Annotated in this window: 11 protein-coding genes; 5 read left to right on the top strand and 6 right to left on the bottom strand. The window is 45.3% G+C overall.

The features are described 5' to 3' along the window. Both srfAA and hxlR read right to left on the bottom strand, forming a co-directional pair. Positions 1 to 8160, bottom strand: an 8160-nt coding sequence (srfAA, locus tag RAC86_RS22945) for a surfactin non-ribosomal peptide synthetase SrfAA (RefSeq protein WP_377886056.1), incomplete at its 3' end; no start/stop codon positions are given. Positions 8161 to 8730: 570 nt separating this feature from the next. Then, entirely contained in the window at positions 8731 to 9093 is a 363-nt protein-coding gene (gene hxlR / locus RAC86_RS22950) for a transcriptional activator HxlR (RefSeq protein ID WP_014112618.1), read from the bottom strand. Positions 9094 to 9325: 232 nt separating this feature from the next. Between hxlR and hxlA the strand changes: the two genes are divergently transcribed. From hxlA to nin, 5 genes are all read left to right on the top strand, one after another. Beyond that, positions 9326 to 9958 (top strand): 3-hexulose-6-phosphate synthase, encoded by a 633-nt coding sequence (hxlA, locus tag RAC86_RS22955; RefSeq protein ID WP_014112617.1) that lies wholly within the window; start codon positions 9326 to 9328, stop codon positions 9956 to 9958. Between the two features lie 4 nt (positions 9959 to 9962). After that, positions 9963 to 10520 (top strand): 6-phospho-3-hexuloisomerase, encoded by a 558-nt coding sequence (gene hxlB / locus RAC86_RS22960; protein ID WP_014112616.1) that lies wholly within the window; start codon positions 9963 to 9965, stop codon positions 10518 to 10520. A 111-nt stretch (positions 10521 to 10631) separates the two neighbouring features. After that, positions 10632 to 12356, top strand: a complete 1725-nt coding sequence (gene tlpC, locus RAC86_RS22965) for a methyl-accepting chemotaxis protein TlpC (protein ID WP_072565727.1) — start codon at positions 10632 to 10634, stop codon at positions 12354 to 12356. A gap of 173 nt (positions 12357 to 12529) precedes the next feature. Beyond that, positions 12530 to 12979, top strand: a complete 450-nt coding sequence (gene nucA / locus RAC86_RS22970; RefSeq protein ID WP_133058581.1) for a DNA-entry nuclease — start codon at positions 12530 to 12532, stop codon at positions 12977 to 12979. A 22-nt stretch (positions 12980 to 13001) separates the two neighbouring features. Then, entirely contained in the window at positions 13002 to 13400 is a 399-nt protein-coding gene (gene nin / locus RAC86_RS22975) for a DNA-entry nuclease inhibitor (RefSeq protein WP_072565726.1), read from the top strand. Positions 13401 to 13435: 35 nt separating this feature from the next. Here nin and bglC read toward each other — a convergent pair whose 3' ends face one another. The 4 genes from bglC to RAC86_RS22995 all read right to left on the bottom strand — a co-directional run. Beyond that, the gene (gene bglC / locus RAC86_RS22980; protein ID WP_087987932.1) at positions 13436 to 14869 is read right to left on the bottom strand and encodes a 6-phospho-beta-glucosidase; all 1434 of its coding nucleotides are present in this window, start codon (positions 14867 to 14869) and stop codon (positions 13436 to 13438) included. A 72-nt stretch (positions 14870 to 14941) separates the two neighbouring features. Then, positions 14942 to 15670: an AAA family ATPase gene (locus RAC86_RS22985; protein WP_014112611.1), complete on the bottom strand. Its 729-nt coding sequence runs from the start codon at positions 15668 to 15670 to the stop codon at positions 14942 to 14944. A gap of 19 nt (positions 15671 to 15689) precedes the next feature. Beyond that, on the bottom strand, positions 15690 to 16031 hold the full coding sequence (locus RAC86_RS22990; protein WP_072565725.1) for a DUF3147 family protein: 342 nt from the start codon (positions 16029 to 16031) through the stop codon (positions 15690 to 15692). Further along, a partial coding sequence (locus RAC86_RS22995) for a MarR family winged helix-turn-helix transcriptional regulator (protein WP_377886057.1) occupies positions 16019 to 16326 on the bottom strand: 308 nt, incomplete at its 5' end. The genes RAC86_RS22990 and RAC86_RS22995, both read right to left, overlap by 13 nt.

The raw sequence follows: 16326 nt of genomic DNA on the forward strand, positions 1-16326 counted from the left end.
ACACAGGTTCACAAGCGCATGGTGCTCAACCATGACACCCTTCGGCTGTCCGGTCGTTCCAGACGTGTAAATCATGTACGCCAGGTTCTCCGCGTTTGTATCCGTCTCTGGATTTTCCTCATCGTTTTCATCAAGCGGCAGGCTCAGAATCGTACGGTTGCCATCAAGAAGAATGACCTCTCCCGTATAGCTGTCCGGCACTGCGATGCCTTCCTGTTTCAAGAGAAGCTTCGCACCGCTGTCTTGTAAAATATAGTCAATCCGCTGATCCGGATAGTCAGGATCAATCGGCACAAACGCCGCTCCCGCCTTTAAGACGCCGAGCACCGCGGCGGACATTTCCAGCGACGGCTTCGTGAGAACGCCGACGCGCTCATCCGGGCTGATACCGCAGTCGATCAGAATCCGGGCAAGACGATTCGCCTTCGCATTCAGCTCCCCGTACGTCCACGACTGGCCGTTATATGTAACAGCCGGGCGGTCTTTGTGGTGCTGGGCAGTCTCTTCGATTAGCTGATGAACGGTTTTGTCTGTCGGCACAGGCAGCGTTTTGCCCTTCCATGCGTCTAGAAGCGTTTGTTTTTCTGTTTCAGTGACAAGTGATAGGCTGGAAAGCGGCTGGTTCGGATTGCCGGTGACTGCATCTAGAAGCTGCATCCAGTATTGCTTCCATCGTTCGATTGTTTCAGGTTTAAACAGCGCTGTATTGTATTCAAGTACGAACGTAAGCCCTCCGTCCGTTTCGTCAGCCGTCAGTGTGATGTCAAACTTGGCCGTTTTCCGTTCAAACGGATGCGGCTCCAGCTGAATCCCTTTCATCGTTAGATCCTTGATATTCGCATTTTGCATCGAAAATACTGCGTCGAATAACGGATTTCTGCTCGTGTCACGCTGAACCTGTACGTTTCCGATCAGGTCCTCAAGCGGATAATCCTGCGCTTCAAAAGCATTGAGCGCGGTTTCTTTCACTTCGCTAAGATAGTCAGCAAACGTCTTTTCACCTTTCGGATACGTTCGCAGCGCCAACGTATTGACGAACATTCCGATGACGCGGCTGACGTCAGCTTGGGATCGTCCGGCTACCGGTGAACCGACGATGATATCGTGTTGTCCGCTCAGTTTTGATAAAAACGCACTGTATGAAGCCAGAAGCACCATGTACAGTGTTGAATCCGTTTCTTTTGCTAGTCTGCGCAGAGCATCAGCTTTTCCTGCTTCTAATGAAAATGCAATGCGGTCTCCCTCAAATGTTTGAACCGCAGGCCGGCTATAGTCAGTCGGTAACGTCAGCACCGGCAACTCTCCGTCCAGCTCCTTCAGCCAATGCTCCTCTTGTTTCTTGTAAAGCTCAGACTGAATGAACTGCTGCTGCCACACGGCATAATCCTTATATTGAATGCGGAGCGGCTCAAGGGTTTCTCCGTCGTACAGCTTCGAAAGTTCCTCAATCAGCACACCGACAGACGCACCATCAGAAATAATATGATGCATATCGAACAGCAGCACATGCTCAGTGTCTGAATGCTTGATCAGACCCATTCTGAACAGCGGGAGCCGATCAATTTTGAAAGGCCTGATAAACTCAGAAACGATCCGCTCTGTCTCTTCTTCTGCGGCTTCGAAATATGCCATCTCACAATCAGCTTCTTCCCAGATCCGCTGCACCGTTTCTCCATCTTTTATTTCAAACGTGGTTCTAAAGGCTTCATGGCGCTGCATTAACTGCTGCATGACGCTGTTAAGCCTTTCAACATCAAGCTCACCTGTAAGGCGCAGAACCGCCGGCATGTTATAGCTCGTTTGCGCTCCTTCAAGCTGCTGGAGCACGTACATCCGTTTTTGCGGTGAGGAAACAGGATACGAATCTTGTTTCTTAGCCGGGCTGATGCTGATGGCTGTCCCTTTTTCAGCAGAGGCAATTACCTGTGCTAGGCCCTCAACCGTAGGTGACTGGAAGAGATCTTTGAGTGACAGCTCAACACCCAGTTCCTGATGAACTAAGGCAAGCATCTTCATGCCTGCTAATGAATGTCCGCCGATGTCAAAGAAGTGGTCATAAACGCCGACCTGTTGAACCTGAAGCACCTGCGCCCAAATGTCTGCGAGTTTTTGTTCCGTTTCATTGCGAGGCGCAACATATGAAACACCTCTTGAGACGCTGGCATCAGGAAGCGGCAGCGCTCTCCGGTCGATTTTTCCGTTCCCGGTCAGCGGCAGCTCGTCCATTTGGATAAACACCGCAGGAACCATATAAGCGGGCAGGTCCTTTGCCGCATGTTCTCTCAGCTCTTGAGATGAGATTTCTCCCTCTCCGACAAAGTACGCGCAGAGCAGCTTGTCTCCCGCTCCTTGATCAACAGCAAGCACAACAGTCTCCTGAACGCGGTCATGGGTTTGCAGCTGATGTTCGATTTCTCCCAGCTCGATGCGCTGTCCGCGGATTTTCACCTGATGGTCGATCCGCCCGATAAATTCGATGTCGCCACTCGGCAGCCATCTGGCGAGGTCACCCGTTTTATACATGCGTTCGCCGGATGTAAACGGATGCGGAACGAATTTCTCCTCAGTCAGTTCAGGACGGTTGTAATATCCTTTCACGAGCCCTTCGCCGCTGACGCATAGCTCCCCGGCGATCCCGGCAGGCTGCACGTGTCCCGCCCGGTCAAGGATGTATACTTCCGTATTGCTGACCGGTTTTCCAATCGGAACAGACAGCGTATGCTCCTCCAATTCATCAACCGGATGATACGTCGCGAAAACCGTGCTTTCAGACGGCCCGTACATGTGAAGGAGCTTGCCTTTTCCGACAATTTGCAAAGCTTTTCTTACATGCTCGACCGAAGCCCGCTCCCCACCGAACATAATCTTGCGCAGCGTTGACAAGCACGCCGGATTCAAGTCCACAAGCAGGTGGAACAAAGCAGTTGTAATCATAAGAATGCTGATGTTCTCCCGCTCAATAACGCGAGACAGGCGAGCCATATCCAAAACTGTTTCTTTCGGTATCAGTACAAGCTTGGCACCGTTTAACAAAGAACCGAACATATCAAACATAAACGCGTCAAACACGTAATTGGAAAGTCCGAGAATCGTATCCTGTTCTGTAATGTTGAGATAATTCGTAACCTTCACCGTGCGCAGAATATTGGCATGTGTCACGATATTTCCCTTTGGTGTTCCTGTCGTTCCGGAAGTATACGTCAGGTTGGCCATCGCCGCTGAATGAAGAGGCAGTGCGAGATTTTGCGCATCGGCATGATAGCTTTCTTCCTCATCTGCAAGCACGATAACGCCGTCGAATTCCGCTTTTTCTGCTAAGGCCTTTAATTTTTTCTGCGTGAGAAGCACCTTTGCTCCGCTGTCACGGAAGAAATGCTGCATCCGCTGAATCGGATGTTCCGGATCAATCGGAACATAAGCCGAGCCAGCTTTTAAAACTGCGAGGATCGACACAATCATGTCCATTGACCGCTCGCACAAGACAGCCGCTGTTCTGCCTTCGCCTGCCCCGAGAGAAAGAATGCCGCGCGCTAAACGATTGGCCCGTTCATTCAGCTCATGATAGGTAAGTGATTTGCCTTCATATTGAAGTGCCGGATGGTCTGGCGTTTTCGCCGCTTGCTCTTCAAACAGCTGAACAATCGTTTTATCTTTCGGATAAGGTGTTCTGCCCGGGTTAAACTGCTGAATTTGCGATGCAGCCTCCTCTTCAGAAAGAAGCTTGTACTCAGAAATCTGTTTCTCAGGCTCAGCCGCAGCATCTTCAAGCAAACGCGCAAAATGGTTGAGCAGCCTGTCAGCCGTGCTTTGTTTAAACAGCTTCGTGCTGTAGTCCAAATCAAGTTCAATGCCTACATCGGTCTCTCTCGCCTGTATCGTTAAATCAAATTTGGCAATCTTGAAGTTGGTCTCATGAACAGACACGGACAGATCGCCGACAGCCGGAATACCCTCTGTCGCATTTTGAAGACTAAACATCGTGTCAAACAGCGGATGTCTGCTTACATCACGCGGAATGTTCAAATCTTCAACAAGCCACTCAAACGGATAGTCCTGATGAGAAAAGGCATCCAGCACCTGTTTGCGGACACGGGTGATCAAATGGGTAAACGTCTCGTCCTGCTTCACTTCACTGCGAATCGCGAGCGTATTGACGAACATCCCGACAATACCCTCTGTATCGGAGTGGTTTCTGCCCGCAGACGGTGTGCCGACAATGATGTCATCCTGTCCCGTATACTTTGACAAAAGCGTATAGTAAGCGGACAGCATCACCATATACAGCGTGGCGCCATTTTGTTCAGCCAAACGATTTAAACGATCCTTTAATCCCGCATCCAGCTTGATTGATACCCGATCTCCATCAAAACTTTGAACAGGCGGTCTCGGGTAATCGGACAGAAGCTGAAGCACCGGAAGCTCACCCGCAAAGGCTTCCTTCCAATACGCCCGGTCCTTCTGGTACCCTTCAGCAGCCTGGCCGCTTTGCCACACAGCGTAATCCTTATATTGAAGACGAAGCTCAGGAAGCTGTTCGCCTTTGTATATCCGTGCTAACTCCTCCAAAATAATGCCGATGGACACACCGTCAGAAATCAAATGATGCATGTCAAACAGAAGCATATGACGGTTCTCTTCAAGCTCCATCAAGCCGATTCTGAACAGCGGTGCTTTCGCCAAATCAAATCTCCGGACGAATGAAGTCATAATTGCCTCATCTGAGCGGCCGCCTCTTTCAATCATCTCGATGTTGAAATCGACGCTGTCATGAATTTTCTGTCTCGGCGTACTGTTTTCAAGAATAAATGACGTTCTCAAAGACTCGTGGCGGCGGATTAACCCTTGAAATGCGTGCTCCAGCTTTTGAATCTCTAAAGGCCCTTCCAAAATCGCTGCCGCTGGCATGTTGTACCCAACACCCGCATCCTCGAACTGGCTGACGATATATGTTCGCTGCTGTGCCAAGGAAAGCGGGTAATGCTCCTGTTTTTCAGCAGGTTCAATCGCTGCAAATTCCCGGATTTCTCTGTGTTTGGCTTCCTCCGCAAGAGCCGCAATCGTCGGATGCTCAAACAAGTATTGAAGCGGAATGTCAGCGCCTGTTTCCTTATGAATCTTTGTTAAAAGCGTCATGGCCTTCAATGAGTGTCCGCCCGTTTCAAAGAAATTGTCAAAGATCCCCGCCTTCTCAACATTCAGCACGTCCTGCCAAATGGCTGCGATTGCTTTTTCCGTATCATTGCGCGGCGCGGTATAGGCCGTTCCGCTGACCGCCTTCACCTCTAATGCAAACAGCTTGCGGCGGTCCACTTTACCGCTTGGCGTGAGCGGAATTTCGGTCACTTCTGTAAAGTAAGCCGGCACCATATAGTCTGGAAGCTGTCTGGCCGCATGCTCCCGCAGGCTGGCCGGAGTAAATTCACTGCCAGTCTTCTGTACAACATATGCGCAAACCTCAAGATTTCCCTCTTCATCAGGACGTGCCAAAACAACGGCTTTCATAACGTCTGGCGCCTGCTGAATCACGGCTTCAATTTCTCCAAGCTCAATCCGGTATCCGCGGACTTTGACCTGGTCATCCTCTCTGCCTAAATATTCGATTGTTCCATCTGGCAGCCAGCGCACCACGTCTCCGGTCCGGTACATGCGATCGCTTGGCACAAATGGATCTTGTAAAAACTTCTCAGCCGTCAATTCAGGCAAATGTAAATAGCCTCGGCCAACACCGTCACCTGCGATATAAAGCTCGCCAGCCACGCCTTCCGGCTGCAGCCTGCCTTTTTGATCCAAAATATATAAGCGGTTATTCCCCAGCGCTTTCCCGATTGGCACATATGCTGATTGAACGGCACTCTCTGGGATAACCGGATGAACGGACGCGTCAACACACGTTTCAGTCGGCCCGTATACATTGGTCAAACGCGGTGCTGTGCCTGCTTCTTTAAACAGCTTCAGCAGCTTGTCCGCAACAACAGACGATAGGCCCTCTCCTCCGATCAGCATATGCTTCAGCTTAAGGCCTTCAAAATCGCCCGCCGCGATCAGCATTTGCAGGTGGGCAGGTGTTCCGTCCGTCGCTTCAATGCTGTGCCTGCGATAATATGCAGCAAGGGCAGATCCGTTTGTCACTGTTTTCTTAGGTACGATATAAAGGGTTTGTCCCAAAAGAAGCGACGCGAAAATCTGCTTCACTGACGCATCAAAGTGGAACGGCGCAAGCAATGCCATCCGCAGTGTTTGGCTACTGCTTTGATAAATCGTCTGCTGCAAAGATTCAACCAAGTGTTGAACCTGGCGATGCTCGATCATAACACCTTTCGGACGTCCGGTTGTTCCCGATGTGTAAATAATGTAGGCAAGGTTCCGTGCGTTCACACCTGCATTCAGGCTTTCGTCTGCACCTTCCGCAATCGCCTGATCAAAATCAATCAGTTCCGCATCGGCTGCAGGAGCCGCAACCTTCGATTCAGTCAGGATGAAGTCCGCACCGCAGTCCTCTAAAATATATTGAATGCGCTCCGCCGGAAAAGCGGGATCAATCGGCACATATGCCCCGCCGGCTTTTAAAATCCCCATGATAGACGTAATCATCCGTTCAGAGCGTTCGATTAGAACCGCGACAGGACTGTCCGGGCCAACTCCTTTCTGTTTCAGCACATTGGCGATGCGTGCAGATTGTTCATGTAACGTTTGATAGGACAATGTGCGATCTTCAAATACAACCGCTGGATAATCAGAAAGTTGCTCAGCCTGTTCTTGGAACAACTCTGGAATCGTCATATCCTTACGATAGCTGACAGATTCACCGCCGGCCCTCGCAAGCAGCTTCTCTTTCTCCGCTTCAGCAATCAGCGTCAATTCATCAATTGCATCATCTGGATGCGATAACGCGTTCTCCAGCATCGTAATCATGCGTTCACAAACAATTTTGATTTCTTCACGTGAAAATAAATCAGTTCGGTAATCAAAATCAATGGTGAGTTTTCCAGTATCCCATCGATCCTTTACATGAATCGAGACATCATTTAATCCGCTGCCGCTGAAAATCGGCTCAGTCAAAAAGGCAAGATCCTCTTCTTTCTGCCACTGCATCACCTGATATTCAAGAGAAACCGTAAACAGCTTGGTCAGAGAGCTCTTTGTTTCACGTAAATCGTTGATCAGGAGGTTATACGGATACTTTTGGTGACGAAGCGTCTTCATGAGATCCTTCATCCGGTCTTTGACAAAATCTAAAAACGACTGGCCGCCGTCTACGTTTGTACGAAGCGGCACTGTCGAAACAAACATGCCAAACATCTGCTTCTCTTTCGCATTTGTCCGGTTGCCCATAAAGGTTCCCGTCACGACATCATTCTGGCCACTGATTCTGTACAAATAGGCAGCAAGCACCGATTGAAACACCGAAAGAACACTGACCTTGTTCGCCTCACAAAACGATAGGATCTGCTGATGAAGCGCTTCAGGCACATCCTTAGAGAACCTCTCAGCATCTAAACTTCCTCCTGCGGAAGTATTTCGTTTCAGGGAAACAAGTTCAGGCACCGATTCGAATTGCTTGTTCCAAAACGCCTTATCCTTTTCAAACCGCTTCGATTGAGCATAGTCCTGTTCAGATAAAACATGATCGATAAATGAATGCGAGATTCCTTCTTTTGTTTCTGAGCCGCCGGCTAATTCTAAATAAATGTGCATAATCGCATTTCCGAGAATATTCATAGAGATTCCATCAGAAATCACGTGATGAACATTTGCGTAAAACCACACTTCATTTTCCTTTATGGTGAATATGGAAAAACGGAATAAGTCACAATCGTACAGCGGTAAAGGTTTTTTCGTTTCCTCCCGGCTCCATTGTGAAATAGACTCAATCGCATTCGGATCTTCAGTGGTGTCAGTATGTTTTATATCAACAGGCCGATACTCGCTTATATATTGAACAGGCTCCCCGTTTTCATCGAGCCGCAAACGAAGGCGCATGGCATCATTTCTGCGGATAAACTCTTGAATCGCCTGCTCAACAAGCACCCAGTCAACCTTATCAGTTGAAACCAGCTTACCAATCCCCGCAAGATTCGAAATACTAGTGTGAGGATAAAATTTTTCTGTATACCAAATTCGTTTTTGTGCATCCGTTAAAGGATAAAAAGTTATTTCCATATTGTCATACCTCCCCTAATCTTCAATAAGCAGTGAACATGTGCAGCGTGTTTTCCCTTTCTTATCCATAAAACTTTTAATCCTTATGAACTAAAAGCCAAAAAAGCCCAAAGTACTACACTTAAAAAGCAGTGCATCCAAATAAAAAAACAGATTGCCGCTATCAAAACGGGCTGCCATCATCATTGCGGCGTTTAACATAAGCGGATAAAGACCGCAAGATCCCTCATCCCAACAGGAAACAAATTTGGCTATTTATTCATTGTTTTCAATATTTTTTACCTTGCTACCGTTCACTTTAAATGAAAAAAATGTTTTTATCACCGAAAAATGGGTGAAAAGTTTCATGCGGGATACCGAAAGATTCCAGTTTATTTACTGGGATATTTTTGCGGGATGCCGCAATAATTTCCACTAAACATTATTTACAGAAAAATAAAAATTTTCAAATCAGTCCAACCTAGTTAATCCTCTTTATTGTTGAAGCCATTTACAATCTTTACATGACATCTATTTACCGCGCAAAAACCGAAAAACAAGCAAAAAAAAGACACCCTTGCGAAGAGCGCCTTACAACGATTCCTTTATGACATTTCTGTCAATATCAATCAATTCCATATAGCCTTTCCCCCACTCATACATGGCATCAAGAATAGGCATGAGGCTTTCTCCTTGCGGGGTCAAGGAATATTCAACCTTCGGCGGGACAACCGGATACACTTCCCTGTGAACAATCATATCCTGTTCAAGCTCTCTCAGCTGGTTCACGAGGATCTTCTGCGTTATATCAGGAATCAAAGTTTTTAATTCATTGAACCGTTTTGTGCCTTCTTTTCCTAAATGCCACAAAATGAGCATTTTCCATTTACCGCCGATCACTGCAAGCGTTAATTCCTTCTCACAATTAAACCTTTTGTCGTCCATCCGGCTCAAAAGAAATCCCCCCTTAGTATACTTTTTGTATGTTAAATACGTATCATCACTTACTTACTTTTTTTGCAGACTCCTTTTTATTATACTCACTCATAAAACCAAGCGAAAGAAATCTGATTGCCTCTCCTCACAGTATCCTCCAAGTAACTAGTTGACTTCAAAGTGCCTACTTCTCATCAAAAGAGGGAACCTATAGAATGAAAAATAATTCGAAAAAGGGAGTGGATCAACAATGGAATTACAGCTAGCATTAGACCTCGTAAACATCCCGGAAGCCATCGAGCTCGTCAAAGAAGTGGAACAATATATCGACGTGGTTGAGATCGGAACACCGGTTGTCATTAATGAAGGCCTCAGAGCCGTTAAAGAAATAAAAGAAACATTTCCGCAATTGAAGGTTCTAGCAGACCTGAAAATCATGGATGCCGGCGGATACGAAATCATGAAAGCGTCGGAAGCGGGCGCTGACATCATCACCGTTTTAGGCGCTACAGACGACGCAACGATTAAAGGCGCAGTAGAAGAAGCCAAAAAACAGAAGAAGAAAATCTTAGTTGATATGATTAACGTAAAAGATATTGAATCCCGTGCGAAAGAAATTGACGCACTCGGTGTTGACTACATCTGCGTCCACACTGGATATGATCTTCAAGCAGAGGGCAAAAACTCTTTCGAAGAATTAACGACAATCAAAAATACCGTAAAAAACGCAAAAACCGCAATTGCGGGGGGCATCAAACTTGATACACTTCCTGAAGTGATCAAACAAAAGCCTGACCTTGTCATTGTTGGGGGCGGAATTACAAGCGCAGCCGATAAAGCAGAAACGGCTTCAAAAATGAAACAGCTTATTGCCCAAGGATAACGTTATGAAAACGACTGAATACGTAACGGAAATTCTCAATGAGTTACACCGTTCAGCGGCTTATATTTCTGATGAAGAAGCTGATCAGCTTGCCGATCACATTCTTTCATCCAATCAAATTTTCACTGCGGGTGCGGGGCGTTCTGGCCTGATGGCAAAATCCTTCGCGATGCGATTGATGCACATGGGCTTCAACGCTCATATTGTCGGTGAGATTCTCACTCCGCCGCTCAGCGAAGGAGATCTCGTCATCATCGGCTCAGGATCAGGCGAGACAAAGAGCCTGATCCATACAGCAGCAAAAGCAAAAAGCTTACACGGGGTTGTTGCCGCTTTAACCATCAATCCAGAATCAAGCATCGGAAAACAAGCCGATCTCATCGTCAAAATGCCCGGTTCTCCTAAAGACCAGTCAAATGGAAGCTATAAAACCATACAGCCAATGGGGTCATTATTTGAGCAAACTTTGCTGCTGTTCTATGATGCAGTAATTTTAAAACTCATGGAGAAACAAGGGCTCGATTCTGATACCATGTTCACCCACCACGCAAACCTTGAATAGCGTCACACAACCGGCCTGGAGATCAGGCCGGTTTTATTATTTCTAAAATCAAACTTTAAACTCAAAAACCCGATAAGTAATATGACCTACAAATCATAAAAAGGAGGAATTATGGTGATAAAACAACTAAAGCTTAAGCTAGGAACAAAAATTCTCTGCCTGGTTTTCGTGATTATTCTTTTGTTTTCACTGTCAGTCGGCACTTTGATGCTTAAGGAAATTACAGACAGCATGAAACAAATGGCGACTGAAAAAGCGAAAGGCGATCTGGCTTTAAGCAGTGCTTATATTGATGATGTCATTTCAGGGGAATGGCAGGTAAAAAACAATAAGCTTTATAAAGGCCAAACACAAATCAACGGAAATGAAGATATCGTTGATCTGCTTGGCAAAAAAACAGGTGATACCGTTACAATTTTCCAAGGAGATACTCGTGTAGCAACCAATGTCATGAAAAATGGCGAAAGAGCTGTTGGCACTCAGGCTTCTTCTGAAGTTACTGACGCTGTTTTAAAGAACGGAAAACCATTCAACGGGCAAGCAGACGTGGCGGGCTCTTCTTATCAGACGGCATACATGCCTTTAAAAGATCAAAACGGAAACATCATCGGCATGCTGTATACCGGAGCCAATCAAAGCATTTTAGCATCACTTACGCAATCACTTTTCACTCAATTCGCTATCGTTCTTGTTATCGTCATTATTGCATCAGTCATCCTTGTCCTGCTTTTCACAAGAAGAATCAATAAGCGGCTGAACGCTTTAAAATGCGCCTTTGAAAGTGCCGGAAACGGAGATATGACCATAGAAGTGTCAGACAAATCCGGTGACGAGCTATCAGAACTGAGCATCTATTACAATAAGATGAGAATGAAACTGAACGATACCATCCAAACCGTACAGCAATCAGCCCTTCAGCTTGCGTCTGCCTCTCAGCAGCTCTCAGCCGGAGCAGAGGAAACAAATCAAGCTTCAGAAAAGATTACAGAAGCTGTACAGCAGATTGCAAATGGAGCCCAGGATCAGATCACGCGAATTGAAAACAGTGAAAGTTCATTAAAACAAGCTTCAGCAGACATCCGGGATATTTCTTCAAATACTGCTGCTATTGCTGACAAAGGGCAGCTTGCGCAATCAAAAGCCGCCATTGGGCAAAAGGAAATTTCTAATGTACAGGCACAAATGGATGCGATTCACGATTCGATCCAGAAAAGTGGAGAAATCATACACCAGCTGGACGGCCGCTCTAAACAAATTGAGCAAATTTTATCCGTCATCACCCAAATTGCCGATCAGACAAACCTGCTTGCGCTGAATGCAGCGATTGAAGCTGCCAGAGCCGGTGAACATGGCAAAGGTTTTGCTGTTGTTGCCGATGAAGTACGTAAATTAGCGGAAGAGTCTCAACAGTCTGCGGGGCAGATTTCAAAACTGATCACAGAAATCCAAAATGATATGAACCAATCTGCAAGATCTGTTGAGCATGTGAAAACAGAGGCTGCAGAAGGTGTCACCATGATCCAGCGCACGAGAGATGCATTTAAGGAAATTGCAGCTGCAACAGGCGAAATCAGCGCTGAGATCAGTGATCTATCAGCATCTGTATCAAACATTTCATCCAGTGCACATAACATAAACGAATCCTTTGCAGCCAATACGGCTGGTATTAAAGATTCTACAGAAAATACCCGGCAGGCGGCTGCATTAACAGAAGAACAATTTGCTGCAATGGAAGAGATAACTGCAGCTTCTGAAACGCTATCTCAATTAGCTGAGGAGCTTACCGGTATCATAAGCCAATTTAAAATGATTGATCAACCCAAAAACGGCCGATGACTTACTATCATTAATGTAAATTGGCAACGGTATTTTACTGAAAACAAATATTTCGACCTGCTAAAATTACGTTTTCAGCAATAAACTGATTGTAAAACTAAAAATTTTAACCTTTACACCAAACGCTTTCTGGATTACTCTTGGAGCAGTTTTAAAGTTGCTTAAAGCGGGAGGTGAACATCACGATGGACATCTTAAAAACAATACTTCTCGTCATCGTCGTCATAGCAGCTGCCGCTGTCGGCCTGATAAAGGGAGACTTTTTCTCAGCTGATCAAAAAGCGTCTCAAACGAAAGAATATGACGAAACGATCGCCCTCCCTTCTGACCGTTATCCCGAAACGGCCAAACATATTAAGGATGCGATAAATGAGGGGCACTCAGATGTGTGCACCATCGACAGAGACGGAGCTGAGGAACGCCGCGAGCAATCATTAAAAGACGTACCGCCAAAAACGGGGTATGACAGAGATGAATGGCCAATGGCCATGTGCAAAGAAGGCGGTGAGGGAGCTTCTGTAGAATACATTTCTCCTGCTGACAACCGCGGTGCAGGCTCTTGGGTTGGGCATCAGCTTACCGATTATCCAGACGGCACAAAGGTTTTATTCACGATTCAGTAAACAATAGAGGAGGAACAGCACATTGATCAAGTCATGGAAACCTCAAGAACTGTCGATTTCATATCATCAATTTACTGTATTTCAAAAGGATTCTGCACCTCCTGTTATGGATTGGACTGACGAAGCGATCGAAAAAGGATTCGCGGCGGCGGACGGAGCGATTTCGTTTGAGGCACAGAGAAATACAAAGGCCTTTATTCTTTTGCGCCTGAACAGTTCAGAAACTGTAAACTCCTATGAAAAGAAAGTGACTGTTCCTTTTCATGTCACAGAAAACGGAATTGAAATTGAAAGCATTATGTCTAAAAGGCTGTCCTTTGATCTTCCTAAAGGAGACTATCAATTGACATGCTGGACTGTGCCGGCTGAGATGTCAGATCTGCACGCCGACACTTATATTATTGATGCTGTTTCTGTGTAATGAAAAAGCCCTGAGAGAAGACTCTCAGGGACTCTTTATAAACTTTCTCCGTTCGTCTTGATTACATCCTGATACCAATAAAAGCTTTTTTTCTTCAAGCGTTTTAAATCATGTGTATTTTCTTCATCGCGATGAACATAAACGAATCCGTATCTTTTTTGGTAGCCATTCAGCCAGCTTAATAGATCAGTAAACGACCAGCTGCAATAGCCGATCAAATCGACACCGTCGCTGATGGCCTGTCTGCATTGCTCAAGATGCGAATGCAAATAATCAATTCGATAATCATCCTGTACAGTGCCATCCTCAACTTTATCAAATTCACCCAAACCATTCTCTGTGATAAACACTGGAAGCTGATAGCGGCTTGTAATTCGGCGAAGACCGATACGCAATCCGATTGGGTCAATTGTCCAATCCCAGTTGCTCGTTGTCAGGTGCGGATTTTTTTTCGTTTTAAACACTCCGGGTATCCCTGTTTCCTGGTTGGTCCCCTTTTGGCCTGTCGTATTCATTTTCCCTTCCGACACACCATTAAGCGGATTTCGTTCGTAGGTGATGGTCTGATAATAATTGACACCTACAAAATCAGGCTTTCCTTTGGCAAGCAGCTCCATATCTCCTGCTTCGATTGTCGGCGCCCAGCCTTGTTTTTCTAAATAGCGGAAAGGAATTTGCGGGTAGGTTCCCCAGCAATACATGTCCAGCCACCAATTGTTCATAAATTCTTCAGCGTTTTCAAATGCCAGTATATCCTCTGGATGGCTGGATAAAGGGTAAGCCGGAGAATAAGCAAAGCTTGGACCGATTTTGCCATCAGGCACATATTCTCTAAAAGATTCAATGGCTTTCGCATTAGCCAGAAACGCAATATGGTTTGCTTCGTAAAATCGTTTTCTGTCTTTCACTCCAGGTGGGTGCATGGCTGTAATAAAGCCGTGATTAAAATTGTAGTTCTGTTCGTTTAACGTAACCCAATATTTCACTCTGTCTCCAAAACGTTTATAAAGAGTAATACAGTAGTTATTAAAATCCTCTATGATATTTCTTGATTCAAAACCGCTGTACTCGTCCATAAGCGCCTGAGGCAAATCCCAATGATATAAAGTCAGAACCGGCTCGATGTTATGAGAAAGCAACTCGTCAATCAGGTTATCGTAAAAAGCTAAGCCTGCTTCATTGATCTCCCCTTTTCCTTTTGGAAAAATCCGCGGCCAGCTGACGGAAAATCGATACGCTTTTAAGCCCATCTCAGCCATCAAAGCGACATCTTCTTTAAAACGGTGATAATGGTCAACCGCAATATCGCCATTGGTCCCTTTAAACGTTTTGCCCGGTATTTTCGTAAATACGTCCCATACAGAAGGACCTTTGCCATCTTCGTTCCAAGCGCCTTCAATCTGGTACGCTGCTGAGGCAGAGCCCCACAAAAAATGTTTCGGAAAAGATTCTGGATGCTGGTGGATCATAGTGTTTATCACTCCTGAAATATTTGATAAACCTATCATAGGTTATGAAACGCGTTTCATATCAACTCGATATTAATCGCGGAACAGCTCAGCCAATATTTTTTCTCTTTGTCCAAGAAAATATCGTGTTAATTGAACATGTTCTGTATTCTCATATTCTGTAGGATGTATTCTTCCACCATCAAAGCTTAAAATATTAGCATTAGGATAGCCCAGCAGGATCGGGGAGTGAGTCGCAATGATCATCTGGACATTTCCGCCCTTCACCAAATCATGTATTACTCTCAAAAAAGCCAGCTGCCTAGCTGGAGAAAGGGCCGCTTCTGGCTCATCTAAAAGATAAATCGCTTTTTCTTTAAAACGATGACAGAATAGAGACATAAAGGACTCTCCATGTGATTGCTTGTGCAGCGGCCTCCCTCCATAAGAACGGTATGGCTGCGGAGCTTCTAATTCCATCTCATCCAGATGAAGAGAAAGATGATAAAACGATTCAGCTCTTAAAAAGAAGCCATTTGTTACCTTTGGCAGCCAAGATAAACGTATGTAATCACCTAAATGAGAATCTGACTCCTGTAATTCATAGACATTATTTCGGCTTCCGCCCGCTGGATTGAATTCACACTTATTTGCTATTGCTTCAAGCAAAGTAGATTTGCCAGATCCATTTTCTCCTACAAAAAAAGTCACTTGGCTAGTAAATAAAATTTCATTTAATTGATTGATAGCCGGGATAGAAAAAGGAAATCTGTTAAAGTCCGCAATCTTATCTCGAAGAAGAGTAACCTTTTTTAAAAACATAGTATCTCCTTTCTATCACTCAGTTACATAATATATTGAGAAAAATCTTCTGCATCCCTAAAAATACAACCCATCCTAGTATTCCAACGCATAATGCTAACCAGAACGGTACATGAATTTTCAGCAAAAACGCCAAAATAGCAAGTAAACAAACTGTAGCAGGGATTCCTGTAAGCACACCTGATGCAAATTGACTTAATTGAGCTGTTTTTTCACCCTGTATTTGCATCCAAAAAAGGCTTAATAAGCTGACCAAGGGTAAAGCGGCAATAATCCCCCCATAGGTCGGATGCCTTTTTGATATTTCAGTAACAAAACCGATAATCAACGCTGAGATGATCACTTTGCTTAAAACTGCCATTGTTTAGCTTCCTTACTTAAAAGTTCAAAGGCCTGTTCAAGTAATTCCTTTTCTGAAGTGCTCATTCGTTTAATTATTTCTTTTAATTTTTCTTTATCTAGCTGTGTGTGCTGTTCAAGAACAGCTCTTCCTTCTTGCGTTAAGAAAACTAAAACCTTACGTTCATCTTGCTGACTTCGCCGTTTAGCTACTAATCCCTTTTGAATTAAACGTTTAGTATGCTCTGACGCAGTATTGTGAGAGACAGACAAGTATTCAGCCAAAGCCCCTATTGTTGCTTCACCTTGCTTTTCAA

The organism is Bacillus sp. LR_5 (assembly GCF_042709275.1).